The 19,272-nt window shown below is 34.1% G+C and carries 14 protein-coding genes, 1 tRNA gene and 1 pseudogene; 9 read left to right on the top strand and 7 right to left on the bottom strand.

Going from position 1 to position 19,272, the window contains the following annotated elements:
• Positions 1-15: 15 nt before the first annotated feature.
• Positions 16-218, top strand: a pseudogene (locus tag CHB81_RS27130) (bestrophin family ion channel); the annotation flags it as partial.
• A 72-nt stretch (positions 219-290) separates the two neighbouring features.
• On the top strand, positions 291-1,214 hold the full coding sequence (locus CHB81_RS08105; protein ID WP_089351380.1) for a helix-turn-helix domain-containing protein: 924 nt from the start codon (positions 291-293) through the stop codon (positions 1,212-1,214).
• Between the two features lie 427 nt (positions 1,215-1,641).
• On the opposite strand, the gene CHB81_RS08100 is transcribed toward CHB81_RS08105, so the two are convergent.
• Together CHB81_RS08100 and CHB81_RS08095 are read right to left on the bottom strand one after the other, a co-directional pair.
• Positions 1,642-2,016 (bottom strand): DUF779 domain-containing protein, encoded by a 375-nt coding sequence (locus CHB81_RS08100; protein WP_089351379.1) that lies wholly within the window; start codon positions 2,014-2,016, stop codon positions 1,642-1,644.
• Between the two features lie 89 nt (positions 2,017-2,105).
• Positions 2,106-3,611, bottom strand: a complete 1,506-nt coding sequence (locus CHB81_RS08095) for an aldehyde dehydrogenase family protein (protein WP_089351378.1) — start codon at positions 3,609-3,611, stop codon at positions 2,106-2,108.
• A gap of 367 nt (positions 3,612-3,978) precedes the next feature.
• On the opposite strand from CHB81_RS08095, the gene CHB81_RS08090 reads away from it, so the two are divergent.
• Together CHB81_RS08090 and pheT are read left to right on the top strand one after the other, a co-directional pair.
• Complete coding sequence (locus CHB81_RS08090; RefSeq protein WP_089351377.1) at positions 3,979-4,974, top strand: hypothetical protein; 996 nt, start codon at positions 3,979-3,981, stop codon at positions 4,972-4,974.
• 131 nt (positions 4,975-5,105) lie between these two features.
• The gene (gene pheT, locus CHB81_RS08085; protein WP_089351376.1) at positions 5,106-7,526 is read left to right on the top strand and encodes a phenylalanine--tRNA ligase subunit beta; all 2,421 of its coding nucleotides are present in this window, start codon (positions 5,106-5,108) and stop codon (positions 7,524-7,526) included.
• Positions 7,527-7,753: 227 nt separating this feature from the next.
• On the opposite strand, the gene CHB81_RS08080 is transcribed toward pheT, so the two are convergent.
• From CHB81_RS08080 to CHB81_RS08070, 3 genes are all read right to left on the bottom strand, one after another.
• Positions 7,754-8,578 (bottom strand): N-acetylmuramidase family protein, encoded by an 825-nt coding sequence (locus tag CHB81_RS08080; protein WP_089351375.1) that lies wholly within the window; start codon positions 8,576-8,578, stop codon positions 7,754-7,756.
• A complete protein-coding gene (locus CHB81_RS08075) occupies positions 8,575-10,740 on the bottom strand; it encodes a hypothetical protein (protein ID WP_089351374.1) in 2,166 nt (721 codons plus the stop codon). The genes CHB81_RS08080 and CHB81_RS08075 overlap by 4 nt, the downstream gene beginning before the upstream one ends.
• A 79-nt stretch (positions 10,741-10,819) precedes the next feature.
• Complete coding sequence (locus CHB81_RS08070; protein WP_089351373.1) at positions 10,820-12,835, bottom strand: hypothetical protein; 2,016 nt, start codon at positions 12,833-12,835, stop codon at positions 10,820-10,822.
• Positions 12,836-13,098: 263 nt separating this feature from the next.
• On the opposite strand from CHB81_RS08070, the gene CHB81_RS08065 reads away from it, so the two are divergent.
• From CHB81_RS08065 to CHB81_RS08050, 3 genes are all read left to right on the top strand, one after another.
• The gene (locus CHB81_RS08065) at positions 13,099-13,542 is read left to right on the top strand and encodes a hypothetical protein (RefSeq protein ID WP_089351372.1); all 444 of its coding nucleotides are present in this window, start codon (positions 13,099-13,101) and stop codon (positions 13,540-13,542) included.
• Positions 13,543-14,169: 627 nt separating this feature from the next.
• Entirely contained in the window at positions 14,170-14,955 is a 786-nt protein-coding gene (locus CHB81_RS08055; protein ID WP_089351370.1) for a sensor histidine kinase, read from the top strand.
• The gene (locus CHB81_RS08050; protein ID WP_089351369.1) at positions 14,945-15,589 is read left to right on the top strand and encodes a response regulator transcription factor; all 645 of its coding nucleotides are present in this window, start codon (positions 14,945-14,947) and stop codon (positions 15,587-15,589) included. The genes CHB81_RS08055 and CHB81_RS08050 overlap by 11 nt, the downstream gene beginning before the upstream one ends.
• Position 15,590: 1 nt before the next feature.
• On the opposite strand, the gene CHB81_RS08045 is transcribed toward CHB81_RS08050, so the two are convergent.
• Positions 15,591-16,103, bottom strand: a complete 513-nt coding sequence (locus CHB81_RS08045) for an adenine phosphoribosyltransferase (protein WP_089351368.1) — start codon at positions 16,101-16,103, stop codon at positions 15,591-15,593.
• Positions 16,104-16,218: 115 nt separating this feature from the next.
• On the opposite strand from CHB81_RS08045, the gene CHB81_RS08040 reads away from it, so the two are divergent.
• Positions 16,219-16,292, top strand: a tRNA-Arg gene (locus tag CHB81_RS08040).
• 307 nt (positions 16,293-16,599) lie between these two features.
• Here CHB81_RS08040 and CHB81_RS08035 read toward each other — a convergent pair.
• Positions 16,600-17,631 carry an NAD(P)-dependent alcohol dehydrogenase gene (locus tag CHB81_RS08035; protein ID WP_199232464.1) on the bottom strand — a complete coding sequence of 344 codons (1,032 nt, stop codon included), beginning with the start codon at positions 17,629-17,631 and terminating at the stop codon, positions 16,600-16,602.
• Positions 17,632-17,756: 125 nt separating this feature from the next.
• On the opposite strand from CHB81_RS08035, the gene CHB81_RS08025 reads away from it, so the two are divergent.
• Complete coding sequence (locus tag CHB81_RS08025) at positions 17,757-19,178, top strand: PLP-dependent aminotransferase family protein (protein ID WP_176427504.1); 1,422 nt, start codon at positions 17,757-17,759, stop codon at positions 19,176-19,178.
• The last annotated feature ends 94 nt before the right edge of the window (positions 19,179-19,272 follow it).

Genomic DNA, 19,272 nt, shown 5'->3' with positions numbered 1-19,272 from the left:
AGACTTAATAACAGCTTTTACACTATGACACTACTATTTGTGTGTTCTCTTAGTTTAGGATATTTGGCAGCACCTGCCGTAGTATTTATCTTTTATGTATTGGCAATTTAGAGCTTATTGCCAAAGAAATTGAAGATCCGTTTGGAAATGATGAGAATGATTTGTCTATAAAGAAAATCTCGGAGAACATTAAAAAACACGTTGAAGAACTGATTTAATTAAACGTTAAATCTAAGGTTCTTATCATTATTTTTATTAAATTTAGAGTCATCACTAAAAATTTAATTCTAATGAATAATCATCGTGTTTTAATTGATCCTCCGCATTTATCTAAAGAAAAATCACTAAAGACTCTTGTAGAAAACAGAAGTGCATACACGCTGAATCATTGTGAATTAAACATTTTTGAAACCTACGAATCATCCAAACTGGTGCCTTTAAAATTCAATGATTTTGTGGTAACCAGCATGTTGAGGGGCAAAAAAATAATGCATCTTTTTGACGAACCCGGATTTGATTATTTACCTGGTGAAACTGTGGTGATTCCTTCGAATATCGAAATGAAAATTGATTTCCCAGAAGCGTCCAGAGAAAATCCAACACAATGTTTGGCATTAGCAATCGATAATACCAAAATAACAGATACTCTAAATTTCCTAAACGAACGATATCCAAAAGAAGGAAACGACGTATTCTGGCAATTAAATCATCAAAATTATTTCTTTTACAATAATGTTGATCTTGCTGCTACAATCAATAAACTTATCAAGGAATGTATGAGTACGTCGATCACCAAAGATGCGCTGGCCGACTTGACTTTGCAAGAATTATTGATCAGAATTATCCAGACTCAAACCATAAAATCCATAGACGAAGGAAATGCAATTCATGCAAACAGCCCCATCTTTGAAGTTACAGAATACATAAAACTCAACCTTAGAGAAAACATAAATCTGAAAGCCCTAAGTGATAAAGCCTGTATGAGTACGGCTTCTTTCTATCGCTTTTTTAAAAGAGAATTAGGAATGAGTCCGATTGAGTATATCCTGAACGAAAAAATAAGACATGCTAAAAAACTCCTAAGAAATCCCGCGATTCAAATCAACGAAGTTTGCTATTTGTCGGGTTTTGAAGATGCAAATTACTTTATAAGATTATTCAAAAAGCATGAAGGAATTACACCTAAACAATATCAGTTGTTATATGTTAATTGAGGTGCAAAGGTTATGAGGTGCAAAGGGACAAAGTTTTTTTTTTAGCATGTGTTTTTACAACGTTTATCTTATAACATTTATTCTACATTTTTTTTCGCAACGTTTATTTCGCAACGTTTATCGTAGAGGCGCACAGCAGTGCGTCTACGTTCCAATTATCCATGCCAATTTTCTATAACCACATGTTAGACGGACCGCTACACATCTACATTAAAACCTTTGAACAACAATATTGTCGGTAAAAAAAAGACGCACTGCTGTGCATCTCTACGATCAATCTTTGCGCATTAAAACCCTTGAACACCAACAATGTGAATATAAAAAAGACGCACTGCTGTGCGCCTCTACGATCAATCTTTGCACATTAAAAACCTTTGTCCCTTTGTCCCTTTGCACCTCATAACCTTTAAACCTTACTCTATAAACCTTACTCTATAAACCTAACCGGTTCCAAATCCTTTTCCTCTTCTTCGGTAAAAATTCGATATTCAATTTGAAAGGTCTTTTTCAGCGGAGTTTCTAATGAAAAACCACCAACGCCAAAAGCATCAATTACCGTAAGTGTAAAATGAGCATGTTTCCAGTATTCAAATAAATCTTTGTCGACCCAGAATTCTGTTTCTTCAATAATACCAATACAAACGTCGCCTGTTCGCTGATAGTAACCGCCTTTTTCAAAACATTGTGGCTGTGTTCCTTCGCAGCATCCACCGGCTTGATAAAACATTAAATCGCCATGTTTTTCCTTTAAAATTCTGATTAGTTCAATGGCTTTATCTGTGGCGTCAATTCTTTTTATCATGACATTTTGCTTTAAATATTTTTCTTTAAATTAAAATTACAAAAAAAGGTAAGTCAGAAACTTACCTTTTCGAACCAACCAATAACCAATTAAAAGAAGCCTAATTTCTTTTTATCATAAGAAATAAGCATATTTTTAGTTTGGCGATATTGCCCCAGCATCATTTTATGATTTTCACGTCCTATTCCGGATTGTTTATAACCTCCAAAAGGCGCTCCTGCAGGATAAGAATGGTATTGATTAATCCAGACACGACCGGATTTTATAGCTCTTGGAACCTGATAAATTTCGTGTGCATCACGCGTCCATACTCCTGCTCCTAAACCATACATAGTATCATTTGCAATTTCGATCGCTTCTTGGGTAGTTTTAAAAGTTGTAACAGCCAAAACAGGTCCGAAAATTTCTTCCTGAAATATCCTCATTTTGTTATGTCCTTTAAACAAAGTTGGCTTAATATAATAACCGCCTTCAAGATCTCCGCCCAAATGATTCTCATCACCTCCGGTCAATAATTCTGCGCCTTCTTCTTTACCTAGTTTAATATACGACATGATTTTCTCCTTCTGAACTAATGAAGTCTGCGCGCCAATCATAGTCGATTTATCCAACGGATTTCCTGCAATAATAGCTTCGGTTCTTTCGATTACTTTCGCGATGAATTTTTCATAAATATCTTCATGAATTAATAATCTCGACGGACAAGTACATATTTCTCCCTGATTTAAAGCAAATAAAACAGCCCCTTCAATTGCTTTATCAAAGAAATCATCGTCGTGATCTGCTACGGACGGAAAGAAGATATTTGGAGATTTTCCGCCAAGTTCAAGTGTAACCGGAATAATATTTTCCGTAGCGTATTGCATCACTAAACGTCCCGTAGTTGTAGAACCCGTAAATGCAGCTTTAGAAACTTTTTTGTTTGTTACTAACGGACGTCCAAGTTCGGCACCAAAACCATTTACAATATTCAGAACTCCCGGAGGAAGAATATCACCAATTAATTCCATTAAAACCAAAATAGAAATTGGTGTGCTTTCAGCTGGTTTCAGTACGATTGTATTTCCTGCTGCAAGTGCCGGAGCTATTTTCCAGACTGCCATTAAAATTGGAAAATTCCACGGAATAATTTGCGCAACAACGCCCAGAGGTTCGCTTAAAGCAATTGAAACTGTTTGAGAATCAAGCTCTGCAATCGAACTTTCTTCGGCACGAATTACTCCTGCAAAATATCTAAAGTGATCGATCGCCAACGGGATATCAGCAGCAAGCGTTTCTCGAATTGGTTTTCCGTTATCAATCGTTTCTACGGTTGCAATATATTCAAGATTATCTTCTATTTTTTGTGCTATCTTATTTAGTAAAATACTTCTTTCTGTAACAGATGTTCCTCCCCAGCTTTTAAACGCTTCGTAAGCTGCATCTACAGCTAATTCTAAATCTTCTTTACCGGAATGTGCCGCTTTTGTAAATACCTTTCCATCGATTGGAGAAAGTACATCAAAATATTCACCTTTGATGGGTGCAGTAAATTTTCCGTTAATGTAATTATCGTATTTTGCCTTAAATTCGGGTCTTTTTGCGGTTGTGCTCATAAAATTATTTTTTTTGATTCATTTCAAAATTACCTTCATAATCTGAAACAGAATAGCACTTTTCAGTCATCCAATAGCACAAAAACTACAAATTCATTTTTATAAGTCATTTTTAATATTTAATTAATAAAATATTAGTACTAAAAATGAAAAATACTCAATTCACAAGACGTTTCACAAATAAATTGAAGATTCATTTGGTACTAAACAAGTCCTTAATCGCTGAAATAATGCATTAAACGATTATATTTTGAAATGTAAATAATAAGCAATAAAATTTGTGATACATAAATCTTGAATACAGTTTTAGATATTTTTAATTGAGACCTGTATTTAAGTGCTTTTTACTAATTAATTCCTTATTAAAATGAAAAAAATTATTTTAATGCTGGTTTTAACTTCGATCTTTGTCAATTGTACTAACGAGCCTGTAAGTACTAACGTGCAAACCGAAGCTAAACAATCGAATAGTTCTACTTTAACTTCTAAAGGAACGTATTCAAACTGTGATCCCGTTTCAATTAATATTATGGCTGGGCAATTTACAAACTCGGGAACAATCTTAGTTGAAAATGACGCTACAAATCTTTATGTAACCTACAAAGCACTTGATAATTGGTATTTTAGTGAAGTCCATTTATATGTTGGAACATTTGCTAACGTGCCAAGCCAAAACGGAAACCCGATTCCGGGACAGTTTCCGTACAAAAAAACTTTCAATCCCCTGGTTCAAACCTACACTTTTACTATTCCTATTTCCAGTATAATTCTTGATGCAAACAAGTGTTTTTACATTGCTGCACATTCAAGCATGAAAAATATTGTAAACGGAACTGTAATACGCACTGAAACCGGCTGGGCCGGAGATATTAAATTTCCCGGTAAAAACTGGGCAACCTATTTTAGTTATTGTTTAAGAACTTGTACAGCACCTCCTCCTGTGGTAACAACTACTTGTGATACAGCCTATATGTACGGAAATTACACGTTCAATAGCTTAGGAATTTCTGAAAAATGGGGTTGGGCTACTTTTTATGATAACACTCAAAATGGTACTTATACTTATAATTTATATGCCGGAGCAGGGCAAAACGATATTAGTAAAGGATATTTGGCAGGAATTGTTAATGTTACAATTCAGGGTACTAATGTAAGTGTCGAAATAAATGCAACAAACCCGGGAACTGTATTTACAGAAACACATGTTTACTTATCTGACAGTCCTCCTACAACTGCGGCACCAGGTCAATTTGGAAATCAACATACATTAAACAATACAACACTAGACAATTACAGTTTAACTTATAGTGGTGATGGCACTTTTTGGTTAATTGTACACGCTGGAGTATGCACTACCAAATAATTTTAAACCAAAAAGAGAGAACATAAGTTCTCTCTTTCTTTTTAAATCCAATCTTTAAAAAACAAAAAAAATATTTCCAACTCCCACGATCAATCCTTATATTTACACCCATATTCAAGAATAACATTAAAATGAAAATATCTTACAACTGGTTAAAACAATTTATTAAAACAGACTGGACATCTGAGCAAACTTCAGAATTACTGACAGATTTAGGGCTGGAAGTTGAAGTTGTCGAAAAATACCAATCGATTAAAGGCGGTTTAGAAGGTGTTGTTGTAGGACACGTACTTACTTGCGAAAAACACCCTGATGCTGACAGATTAAACGTTACTACAGTAAATATTGGCTTAGAAGCTCCAATACAAATTGTTTGCGGTGCGGCAAATGTTGCTGCTGGACAAAAAGTGCCTGTTGCAACTATTGGAACCATTTTGTACGATAAGGATGGCGTTGAATTTACCATCAAAAAAGGAAAGATTCGCGGACAGGAAAGTCACGGAATGATTTGTGCCGAAGATGAATTAGGTCTTGGTACAAGCCACGACGGAATCATGGTTCTTAATGATGCACTGGTTCCGGGAACTGCTGCTTCAGAAGTTTTTCAGATTGTTAATGATGAAGTTTTCGAAATTGGATTGACACCTAACCGTGCTGATGCAATGAGCCATTTTGGTACTGCTCGTGATTTAAGAGCGGGAATGTTGCAACGTGGTGTAAATATTGAATTGATCACACCATCTGTAAGTAATTTTAGAGTCGAAATGCGAACTTTAAAAATTGATGTAAATGTTGAGGAGCCTTTGTTGGCGCCTAGATATTGCGGTGTTACCATTTCTGGTATTTCTGTACATGAATCTCCAAGCTGGTTACAAGATCGTTTAAAAGCTATTGGATTAACTCCAAAAAATAATATTGTTGACGTTACTAATTATGTTTTACATGAATTAGGTCAGCCTTTGCACGCTTTTGATGCTGCAAAAATCAACGGAAAAATTATCGTAAAAACACTTCCCGAAGGAACAAAATTCACCACTTTAGACGATGTTGAAAGAACATTACATAAAGAAGATTTGATGATTTGCGACGAAAAAGGTCCGCTTTGTATTGCAGGTGTTTTTGGTGGAAAAAAATCTGGTATTACTGAAGGAACAACTTCTATATTCTTAGAAAGTGCTTATTTTGACGCTGTGAGTATTCGTAAAACAGCTAAAAGACACCAATTGAACACAGACGCTTCTTTTAGATTTGAAAGAGGAATTGACCCAACAATTACGGAATACGCTTTAAAACGTGCGGCGCTTTTAATCCAGGAAGTTGCAGGTGGAAAATTAACTTCTGATGTTGTGGAAGTTTATCCTAAAAAAGTAGAAGATTTTTCTGTTTTATTGAATTTCAGCCACGTTTCGAAAATTATCGGACAGGAAATCCCAAAAGATACGATCAAAAAAATATTAGTTTCTTTAGATATTAAAGTAAATAGTGTTTCTGATTCTGGTTTAGGCTTAACAATTCCGGCCTACCGTGTTGATGTTCAGCGTGAAATTGATGTAATCGAAGAAATCTTGAGAGTTTATGGATATAACAACATCGAATTCTCTAAAAAATTCAATGCAACGGTTGCTAATTCTCCAAGAACAGAAGATTATAAAGTTCAAAACGTAATTGCAGGACAATTGAATTCGCAAGGTTTTCATGAAATGATGGCGAACTCTTTGACAACTGCCGCTTACGCGAAATTGTCGACTGTTTTAAAAGAAGAGCACAATGTTACGATGTTGAATCCTTTGAGCAGTGATTTGGCAACAATGCGTCAATCATTGTTATTCTCCGGTTTAGAAGCTATTTCTTATAATATCAACAGGAGAAATTCTGATTTGAAATTGTTCGAATTTGGAAAGTCATATCATAAATACCTTAACGGTTACGAAGAGCATAAACACCTTACTTTGTTGATTTCCGGTAACAGAAACAAAGAAAGCTGGACAAATCCTCAAAAAGTAACTGATTTCTTTTTATTGAAAGGTTATGTAAAAGGAATCCTTACTCGTTTAGGAATTGAGAAAATTACAAATGCTCCTGTACAATCTGATATTTTCTCAGAAGGAACAGCAATTTGCTACAACAATGATACATTGGTTGAAATGGGAGTTGTTAAAAAATCAATATTGAAACATTTCGGAATCAAACAAGATGTTTACTATGCTGATTTCAACTGGGATTTAGTTCTGAAAATTATTACAGGAAAAATTAAATATACTGAAATACCTAAATATCCAGAAGTTCGTAGAGATTTAGCGTTACTAATCGATCATAATACAACTTATGAACGTATTTATAATTTGGCGAAACAAACAGAGAAAACGCTTCTAAAAGACGTTAACCTGTTTGATGTTTACGAAGGTGATAAACTTCCGGAAGGTAAAAAGTCGTATGCGTTAAGTTTTACTATTCAGGACAATACTAAAACGCTTACAGATGCTCAAATTGATAAAATCATGTCGAAATTGCAACAAACTTTTGAGACTGAAATTGGAGCTGTTTTAAGATAAAAACATAATTCCTTATAAATTCAAACCCGACAGATTCCTAGAATTTGTCGGGTTTGTTTTTTTGTTTCAAGTTTCAAGTTTGTTGGGATGTGTTAGTTAACCGCAAATTTCGCAAAGATTTATCCAAAGTTTTGTGTTGCATTCTTTGCGTAAATCTTTGCAAACTTTACGGTAAAATTATGTTCAAAGTATAGAAACATGAAACAAAGAAAACCTGGAACAAACTTTTATGCCTTAAACTTCAAATACGCTTTCATTAATTTCTCGTCGTATTTGTTGGCTTTATATCCTGCTCCGTTGTATCTCAATGCAAAATCCGCCCATTTTTTATCTCTTAAAAGTCCAATTAGATTATTTGCTTTCAAAAACAATCCAAAAGCTTTTAAGTGTTCGCCTTCGTTCAAATACATCTTTTCAACATAGTCATCGATAGTGCTATATCCGATAGTAAGCGCATTAAAACCCATAATTTGATACAAACCCCACGAAGCTGAGCATTTTGCAGCATCACTAAATTTCTTATCAGGATTTAAATTAATTGCTTTTTCCAAACGCGTATATTCTGCTGTTCCTCCCAAATAATACTTTCTGGTATAGTTTTTAAATAAAATATCCTGGGTATTGGCATTTACATATGCATTGGGATTGATGTTTCGCGCTTCGAGTTGTCTCCAGAAAACATGCCCTTCGAACAAAATCTTTGGACGTCCGTCGACCAGAAAGCCCTTCCCCCCGCTTTCGACTTCATTAACCGCTTTTACAACCGCCAATTCAAGATTGTAGGCATTTGCGAAATCAATCAGATCTTGTTCTGAAAGCAGCTTAGTATTTGACGAAAAACCGCCTTTACTTTTTTCAAGCAAAGTAGACCATGTTTTTAAACCAACGATTCCGTCTACGACCAAGTTGTTTTTTAATTGAAAATCCCGTACTGCTTTATCTGTAGCAGCGCTAAAAGAATCCGCAACAACAACGGTGTACTTCAATTTTAAGAGAAGTTCATTTAAGTAATATACCTCACTTGATTTTACACCTAATTTTATCGTTCTCATGACTTTTTGTTTATAGTTATTTTTGATGATGCCGAAAAATTAAAAACATCATTTCTGGAACTTACCAGATTGTCATTTTTGTCAAAATAATTGACTTTATATGATATCAAAGTATTACTATTAAGACTGTTCTTGATAATAAAGTTGAACAGAATTGGTGTTGAAAATTCAGATTTCAAACGTTCGATAATAAATTTACTTCCCGTTTCCTGAACAATCAATTCGATCGTTATTTTGCTTGTTGTGGCGGCCTGACTTTTTATTTCTACCTGAATATATCTATTGTAACTTGTAGATTGCGAAACAACCTGATTAAACTCTGAACTAATATTCTCTATGTTTTCAAAATCAAAGAATACACTTTTCAGAGTATCTGTACCCGTTGGGTTAATTACTGTCAGATCTAAAGATTTACTGTCATTGCTGATAAGTTCCGGATAGTTTTTAAAAAAAATAGTGTTTTGATACGTTGCGTTCTGATTGTAAACCAATAAAATAGAATTGAGTTTGCAGTTTGAAATAGACTGATTACTGATTTGTATTTTTTTTGTGGTATTATCAATCAAGGCTTCCAGAATTTCGCCAATTGTGTTTTCAATATTCAATTCAATAACACTTGTATCTTTTATTTCTTTGTGCTTAAAATTAATGTTTGCGTACTGCGTAATTGTATTGTTCAAAGCATTGATCATAATACTTGCCTCTGATAAATTTTCGGTAGACAGATCAAACAAAAAATGTTTGCCATCTGTGGCAATATCTGATTTCTGTAAAAAGTAATTTCCGGAAACTTCATATTCAGTCTCGATATCATTTGGAAAAAGAAACTGAACTTTATCAAAATAATCCGTCTTATCGCCATCAATAAAATTATTATTCAAAAGTGCTATTTTTAATTTGGCGAGATCAAAATCAGAAAGATTTGGACCGATGGCAAATCGAAAACTAATTTTAGAAATATCTTCAGAGGTTGAAGTTCCTTCTTCATAAGCATGAAAAATAGTCGAAATACAAGGTTTCATTGTATTTAAATCCTTAGAAAGACTATAAATTTTTGAAATCAGCAAAAATGTATTGGGCTGTACCATAGATTTGTAAATCGAAAGTTTACTGAAATCATATCCCGAAACAAATATTTGCTTGAACTGCGAAAAATCTTCATTCAAATTGAAAGGATTAATTATAAACGGGCCGTTTACATCGCGATATAAACTTGTTGCAACATTGTTAGAAAGCGGATAACTTAAAGTTTTATTGACTTTTAAAAGAAAAGTACTTTTAACGTATTCTTCCTGAACGTCTGCTTTTATGCTGTTGTCTTTCTGAATTTCTGAAATCATCATTTTTGGAGAAACCGGATTTACAGATGCCGATTTAACCATTAACGGACTGCTTATAAGCATGGATCTGGGCTGTAGTGTTGTTTTTGGAGTTACTAAATCTTTTTTTATAATATTTTGGCTTCTTAAGATGGAAAAATCTCTGGCATACAAAAAATTTTGCTTCAATTTTGTATATCCTTTGAAATCAAAAAATAGATCAATGTCACATTTCATCACCGGTATATTTGAAATCAGGTTTATAAATGCGATTTTCACAGCTTCATCAATCAAATCAAACTGAATTTCCTGCGTCACTGTATTCACCGTTCCGTTAATTTTTATAACGTCATGATTTACTTTTAAATTTAAAATGGCTTCTCTTAGATTTAGCAAAATGCTCTTTTCGTTGGCTTGCAAAGGCTTGTTTTTAACACTGTATTTAAGTGTTACTTTCCCCATTAAACCGCTTTTATTTGCGAGTTTATCAGGTACACTCTCATAATAAAAAATAGTATTGTTATTGGGCTCTACCTCAATTTGAGGAAAGAATAATGTGATTTCGTTTTTAAAATAATCTTTAAAGGAATCATTTTCTGTAATCGCATTACCTCCATCAATAAGAGGATAATAACTTTCAAATATTGGAAAACCAATTATAATAGGAGTCGGTTTTATTTCTATTGAATGAATTATTGGATGTTCTATAACCCTAAAATCATCATCCTTTTTAATTGCAGCAGCGGCAGTAAATGAAGTGCTTGGTTTTGCCGGCTCAAGATTAAATCTGTTTACAGGAACTAACTTAGTTCCATCGAGCTTAAAGGTATTTAAATCTGGCATGGTGTTTTGTTTTTATGATTAGTTATCATTAGAAAACAAAGGGACAAAAAATGTCCCTTTGTTTTTAGTATCAAAAAAACTATTCCATAAATGGAGCTCTGATTTTTTCGATGTCAGCATTTTGCGCTGCAGTTCCTGTTGGAATTTCAAATAAAACATCACCTTCTGTGTAATCAATTTTTTGATAATCAGTTGAAATAGAAACTTTTTTAGCTTTTTTCCCAATCTTTCCGTTACAAGTATATTTCACTTTATATTCTGTTGGTTTAATAGTGTAATCCAACTCATACCAAGATCTGTACGGAATCGCATCTTCAAAATTGTCCGCTGTGAACTTGAATTTTTTAGAAGACATTTTATCCACTTTTAAAGTAACTTCAAGTGTATCACACTCATAAAGCTGCTCTGTTGATAAAGTATAATTAATCATATTCATAACCGGAAGCGGAATAAATACTTTGGTTCCTTCAAAATCAAATTCTCTTGTTGTGTCTTTTAGTTTAATACGTTTGTCTTTTTCGTACATAACTTCCTGACGAACTTTGATTTTTGTCGAGCCGTTGTATTTTACAAAATCAAAAACGAAAGCATTTTTCTCTCTTGATTTATCACTCCAGGTTGCCGGGAAAATGGCGTCGATTTCTTTACCTGCTTTACTTGTATTTTTTACATACGGAGTTCCTTCGGGAGCGATCATTCTACCGGAGCTTTTCCAAACTATTTTACCTTTGGAATCCGGATATCCAACCTCGATAGAAACCTGACTTACAGGGCTGTCATTTACAATTTCATTCTCTTTGTCTAGTTTAATTAAACCTCCGTTTAAAGAGGCAATTACCTGAACTTTTGAAAAATCTTCATCTAAAGGAACAATAGTGATGTATTTTTTCAAATCTTCTTTTGCAGCATCGCCGGATTTTAGAGTCAATGGAGTAAGATTTCCACTGATTTTTGAATCTAAAACTTCTATTGCAGAGAATTTTATTTCATCTGTAAATTGAACTTCTCTAATTTGAGTTCCTGATTTAAGACTCACTCCCACGCTTCCAATTCCGAAAAGAATTCTGAAAAAACCACCCGGCTTTTCAGGTGTTGAAGCTGGTGTAAATTGTTTTTCCGGCGCATCAAATATTTGTTTTTGAACCATCTGAAAAGCAAAATCTCTTTGTTTGGTCAAAAGTGCTTCTTCAACTTTTTTGCGCTCATCATTTGAGAATTGATTATCAGTAATAATCTCACTTACGATTCCGCCCTGAGTTAGGATTTTTTCATATTCGTGTTCCCAGTTTACATCGACAAAAGACCAGCTTGCATTTACTTTTGCCGAAAAATAAGTGTGTACTTTTTTTACATCAACAGTTGTTTTAATAGTTGTGGTTGGCATATAGCCTTTGTATTTGATGTTGTTTTCGACCACCAAATTGTTTGTTCCGGTTTCTAATGCGTTTTTCACCAATGAAGCACTATTACGCCCCATTAAGATAGAGAAAGCATTGTCACCAAGTCCAAAAGTAGTTCCTGCACCTTCACCCTGAATATTAAAAGTCCACGGATTTGCTCCACCAAAAGGATTATTAGGTGATTTTTCTCCCACAACATGCATGGCGATTTTGTTTTCAGTTAACTGAATTGGCCTTACATTGGTTTCGTTAAAATCTTTGTCTACTCCTTTTAAGTATGAAAACAATCCAAATAGTTTTGACTGTCTTTGATTGTTATACTCGGTGTGGAGTTTTGCTTTTAGTTTGTCGATTGCTACTTTCAGCAATCCTTCAGGTAAATCAATTGTACTGGTTAATGTAGTATAAGCTCCAGCTTCTTCTTCAAGTCCTTCGGCACCAATTACGGTCGATGAATCTGCTTCACCTTTAAAAACCTGCATCGAGAATTTAAATCTTCCGTCAGGATGTTTTGAAAGTCTTGGATACTTTGGATAATAGTAAAATTGCATTGGTAATCCAGCATCTCTTAATAACATATTATTAGGATCTGGTGAAAAAAGGACTGCAAAATCTGCTCCATCTTCTTTTTCTAAAAGAATTTCTACTGTTCCGGCTCCTGCATGAGGATAGCCCAGAGGGGTTGGTTGTGACATAATTTAAAAATTTTAGTTGTTATTTTATAAAAGGTTTTATTCATTTTTGACCGTGTTGGTAGTGCACAAAATGAACGATGTAAAATTCATTTTTTATAACCAACTACAAAACAGCTATTTAACCCATTTTTTAAAATAAATTTACGGGACAAAAAAGGGGGTTTTCACCCTTGTCGATTTGAAACGATTCAAATAATTTTGATCCAGATATTTTCAAAATATCAACAACTAATTTTTTAACCAACCAATAAAAACAAAAAATCATGAAAAATCCACCCGCAAAACCGAGTCAGTTAATTACTAAGGAATTCGCCAAAGTGCTGAATTTGAATTACAATAAAAAGAAAGCCGACTTAACTGCTAAATCTGCTAAGTCTGCTAAACCAAAAGAAGATGCAAATGCTATTTGGTATTCCTTAGAAGAACTTGAGAACTACATTCATTACATTAAAACCCAAGGACTGGAAGATGGCTATACAGTTGATGGAATCCGTTTTTATTTTGGAGTTTATCCTGAAGATGAAAAACATGGAGAAAAAGCCGGATTAACCACTTTATTCTTAGTCCCAACCGGAAAAAAAACAGTAACTTCCACTGCAAAAGTTCAAAGTTTTGCTTTGGTTCAAGAACAAACCTCAAGCGATGTCGAAAGCCTTTCTCCAATGAATTATGGCAACATTGGAAGGCCGCCTAGCTTAACATACTAAAAAAATTATGTTTGAATTCTTAAGATCATATATCATCTATTTAGCTTTATTATCAGGCATTATCGGTTTGTTTTCTTTAAACAAACTGCCTGGTATAAAAGCTAAATCTTTAGTTATTTTAATTTGGTTTTCGGTACTTATCGAATTAGTTGGCTACTATTTTACACAATGGACAGGTTTATTAAATTATTATGTTTATAATTTTTATATGTTCGTGAGTATTTCAGCCTATATATTGCTTATCAGAAGCCTTTTATTAAAATATACCCATAGATTAGCCGGTACACTTTTTTTAATACTATTTATCGTTTCCTTTTTTCTTAACATTTTATACTTCAAAAAAGACGTCAATCACTCGTTTATTTATAGCTTTGCTACCGGTGTACTGTCAGTTATGATAATATCCTGCCTATATTTGGTAGAAATTTTTAATTCAGACAAAATATTAAAATTTAAAAAATCTGTTTTTTTTTGGTACATCTTAGGAATTCTGGTATTTCACGTGCCTTTTTTACCTTTCATGCTTGCCATAAACTGGTTTTTAATTAAACAAGACGAATCTATTTTTAGTTTAGTCTTGTTTATCTTAAATCTGCTAGCACATAGTTGTTTTATAATTGGATTTTTATGGAGCGAAAAGAAATACAATTATTAGTAATTTCATTAGGTATAGTTTTCTTAACTTTACTAGTGACTTTGCTTGTTATATTCTTTTATTTTTTAAAGAAAAAAAACAACTATCTGGTCGAGAAGATGGAGGCTGAACTTTACTTTCAATCTGAGTTAATAAAAACCCGGATTGAGATCAAGGATCAGACGCTTTCTGAAATCAGCAAAGAGCTGCATGACAACATTGGGCAAATAATATCTGTTGGTATTATGCAACTTAATATGCATATCAATAGTGAGAAAGTTATTCAGCCAAATGAATTACGTGATCTTAAAGAAATTTTAGCCAAATCTCTGGATGAAATCAGGATTTTATCCAGAATTATAAACAAAGACAATTTACTGCAAAGCAATTTTATCGAAGCCATAAAACAAGATTTAGAGCGAATAAAAAAGCTTAAAAAAATTCAATACAAATATACCCTTTCGGGAGAAATACCTGAAATTAATGAGGAACACGATTTGTTTATTTACCGAATTTTTCAGGAAGCACTACACAATAGCTTAAAACATTCTCATAGTGATTTGTTTGAAGTAAACATTACCACAACCGATGATTTGTTTTGCTTAAATATCAAAGATTTTGGAATTGGTTACGATCCGCTCAAGACAAATTCCGGAATAGGATTAAATAATATGAAATTGAGAGCCAAATTAATTGGAGCAACATTAATCATGAAATCAGATACCTCAGGAACTGCTGTAACTTTAGAATATCCTTTAACTAAAAACGATGAAACCTAAAAACAAAATTATTATTGTAGATGATCATTTGTTATTCTCGCAATCGCTGGAGCTTTTGATTAATAGTTTTAAAGATTTTGAAGTAATTAATCGCTTTGAAAATGGAAAAGTATTCATTACGTTTTTACAGGAAAACATCGATCTGGATGTCGATTTAATTCTACTAGATGTAAATATGCCTGTATTGGATGGTTTAAGTGCCATGAAATGGATTAAAGAGAACAGACCTTCACTTAAAGTAATTGCCCTGTCTGTAAATGATGATGAAGAAGTCATTATAAAGATGCTAACTAACGGCGCAAAAGGGTATCTACTAAAAGATACTTCACCTGAAATCTTTAGGGACGGAATTACATCTGTTATTGAAAAAGGATTCTATTTTACGGAACTAGTATCCGGAATGCTGGTCAAAAAAGCAAATAATGATTCGACCAAAATCAATTTGAAGGATAAAGAAATCATTTTTATAAAACACGCCTGCACCGAAAAAACATACAAGGAAATTGCCTCAGAAATGTGTTTAAGCCCCAAGACAATTGATGGTTACCGTGAATGTTTGTTCGACAAGCTAGAAATTAAAACCCGAATAGGTTTGGTACTTTATGCCATAAAGCACAAAATTGTTATGGTGTAAATCAATAGGCTATTGCGGCAAATATGGGATAATCTTTGATTTTCTCTCTTCCGTTCAGGAAAGTCAGCTCCATAAGAAAATTGCATTGTACAATTTCTCCACCTAATTTCTCTACCAGTTCGCAAACAGCCTTTGCAGTTCCGCCGGTAGCAAGAACATCATCGTGAATCAAAATACGGTCTCCTTTTTTAATGGCATCGGTATGCATTTCTAAGCTATCTGTGCCATACTCCAGCTCATATGAAGCAGAAATTGTATCGTAAGGCAGTTTCTTAGGTTTCCTTACGGGAATAAAACCAGCATTTAACTCCTGTGCCAATAACATTCCGAAGAAAAAACCACGACTTTCTGCTCCTACTACCTTATCAATTTGTTGCCCTTTTAAAGATTCTACTAAAATTGAAAGGCATTTTTTTCTTGCAATCGGGTCAATTAGTAGCGGAGTTATGTCTTTAAACAAAATTCCTTCTTTTGGAAATCCCTGAATATCACGTATATAATTTTCTACTTGCATTTTTTTTTATTTTTATGTTATTTTTCTCTTGTATATCTCACATTTATGTCTATCTTTGCACCCGCAATAAGCACTCAACAAAGCTACAAAAAAATAGCTAAATTGAAAACAAAAAGGCCTCGTGGCGCAACTGAATAGCGCACTTGATTACGGCTCAAGAGGTTACTGGTTTGAATCCAGTCGAGGTCACAAAACTAAAATCCCATTTCTTACGAAATGGGATTTTTTTATGTCTTTTTTCTTGCTATTTGACCTTTATAATTTTATAAAATTCTTAAAAGATCCCAGAAACTTCCCAATAAATTTTATTGGAAGGTAAAAGTGATCCATAAAAAAAATCAAAGCTTCCCAAACTTCCCACTGAATTTTACTGGGATGTTAATAATAAAAAATTTAAAGGGAGAAAATTAATTCCTCAGAGGTTATACTTGTATACCTAATAAACATACTCGAAGTCAGTAGTTTAGTGATTTTTATTTATTTTGATGTCTGCTGATTAACTAATTTTAATTACAATCTTTCCAAATGCTCCTTTTGCCAAGTGCTGATACGCTTCAATAGCCTCTTCGAATCGGTATACTTTATCGATAACAGGCTTAATATTATACTGGTCAAAAGCTTTATTCATTTCCTCGAATGCAGATCGGTTTCCAACTGCAATACCCTGAATTTTGGTTTGTCTGAAAATCACCTGCATTAAGTTAAGATCGGTGGTCTGCCCCGCTAAGAATCCTATAACTGAAATTTGCCCGGTAACCTTTGTCGCTTTAACAGAATCATTTAATCCATCTCCTCCAACTACTTCCAATAGCTGATCAACACCTTTTCCATCTGTTAATCTAACTACTTCAGAAGCCCAGTCTGGAGTTTGGACATAATTAATTACTTCCTGAGCACCCAGTTTGCGGGCCCATTCCCCTTTTTCATTACTGCTTGTTGTAACAATTACTTTTGCTCCCAAAGCATTTGCAAGCTGGATACCGAATATTGAAACTCCTCCGGTTCCTTGTATTAATACCGAATCTCCCTTTTGCAAGTTACCATAGGTAACCAGAGAATACCAGGCAGTAAGTGCTGCGATTGGCAAAGTAGATGCTTCTTCATCAGTCAAAGTAGATGGTGCCAAAACTGCTGACTGTTCGTGAATAATCATATATTCTGCCAAACCTCCGGGCAGCGGTGAACCGAAACAAAAATCCGGCTCATTAGGAGCGGGCGCACCTTCGATCCATTTTGAATATAAATGAGAAGTTACCCTATCGCCTACTTTAAATCGTGTTACATCAGCTCCAATCTCTACAATTGTTCCGGCAGCATCAGATACCGGTGTTAAAGGATTGGGTACCATATCCGGTTCATAAATTCCGTCAACAATCGCTTTGTCTCTAAAATTTAGCGAAACTGCTCCGACTTTTATTAAAACTTCATTTGCCCCTGGAGTTGGTAATGCAATATCTTCTAATTTCAAATTATCTAAACCAAACCCTTTTAATTGCCAGGCTTTCATTGTGTTTTTTTGTGGTGTCATATCTTAAACATTTTATGATGCAAATATCCAACTATTATCAACACAAGAACAGAATCAGATTTTATAAAAAAAATGAGATCAGATTTTATATCTTAGCCTCATCAATTTTTAAAACGAGAGAAATTATGTCAGTTAAAAGCTTTCGATATGAACAGGTTGCCCAAAAAATAGAAGAGAATATAAATATTCTGCAGCTAAGAACCGGAGATAAAGCTCCGTCTGTACGTCAGGTCAGAAGAGATTTGAAAGTAAGTTTGAATACAGTATTTCAAGCGTACTCCTTGCTGGAAGCAAAAGGTTTAATCATTTCCCGTCCTCGTTCCGGATATATAATAAATTCACTGAGTTCTTCTTTAAAAATACCTGAAACAAAATCACGACCGATGCTGCCGGCAAATGTTGAGATTACGGCGATGGCGGTTGCCATGATGAAAAATGCCAAAGAAAATGGTATAGTAAATTTCTCGATCCTTGCACCCGTAAATGAATTTATTCCCATAACAAGTCTTAACAAAGCAGTAAAGGCATCCCTTAGCGAGGCAGGTAATGACAACTTTCAGTATCCTCTTGTAGATGGCCACCCTAACCTTCTCAAGCAAATATCAGTACTTTCCCTTGAATGGAAAAAACCGCTATCGCCCAATAAAATATTAATTACAAATGGTGGCATGGAAGCTATCAATCTTTGTCTTGATTCCATTACGAGTAAGGGAGATATTATAGCAGTTGAATCGCCTACGTATCACGGAATTCTTCAAAGTTTGGAACGCCGTGGCTTAAAGGCGCTTGAAATCAAAGTAGATCCACAAAACGGTTTATGTATTGATGATCTGGAATTGGCTTTAGCTAATAATAAGGTAGCGGCATGTATTTTTATGCCTCGCTGCCATAATCCTACTGGAAGTAGTATGTCTGAAGAAAATAAGATTCGACTTGTTGAATTATTAGGCAGACAAAATATTCCGATGATAGAAGATGACTGCCTTGGAGAATTGTCCTTTGGAATTACCAAGAGCTATCCTGCAAAAGCATATGATAATTATGACAATGTTCTGTATTGTAGCTCTTTCTCAAAAACACTGGCACCAGGCTTCCGGATAGGCTGGGTATCAGCGGGAAAACATCATCTAAGTATTGAAAAATTAAAATTTGGTTCTAATATATCTACCAACGGAATTTTGCAGGATGCTATTGGTAAATATTTAGAAAGCGGTTTGTATAATAAGCATATCAGAAAAATGCGCAATGATCTACAGGGACAAATGATAAAATATATTGGGGCGATTAATCAATATTTTCCCCATGGAACAAAGCTTGCTGTCCCCAAAGGAGGTCTAAGTATCTGGATCGAACTCCCGACCGGTCTTAATGCATTCGAATTTCAGAAGAAGGCACTGAGTCAAGGAATAGGCATTTGTCCTGGTCATATCTTTTCTTCATTGGAATATTATGAAAACTTTATTAGATTAAATTATTGCCCTCTATGGAACAATAAAATTGAAAATGCAATTAAAAACCTTGGAGATATAGCTGCATCAAATCTTTAGAGTTGATACCTTTTCCACCACAAGAATTTAAGGTTGGCTTTTTTTCTTTTAATAAATTATACCTTAATGCTTTCTCGAAAATCATTTGAGAAAT

Origin of the sequence: Flavobacterium sp. ov086, assembly GCF_900187965.1 — a bacterium.
Lineage (GTDB): Bacteria > Bacteroidota > Bacteroidia > Flavobacteriales > Flavobacteriaceae > Flavobacterium.
This window is presented reverse-complemented; position numbering and strand designations above follow the sequence as displayed.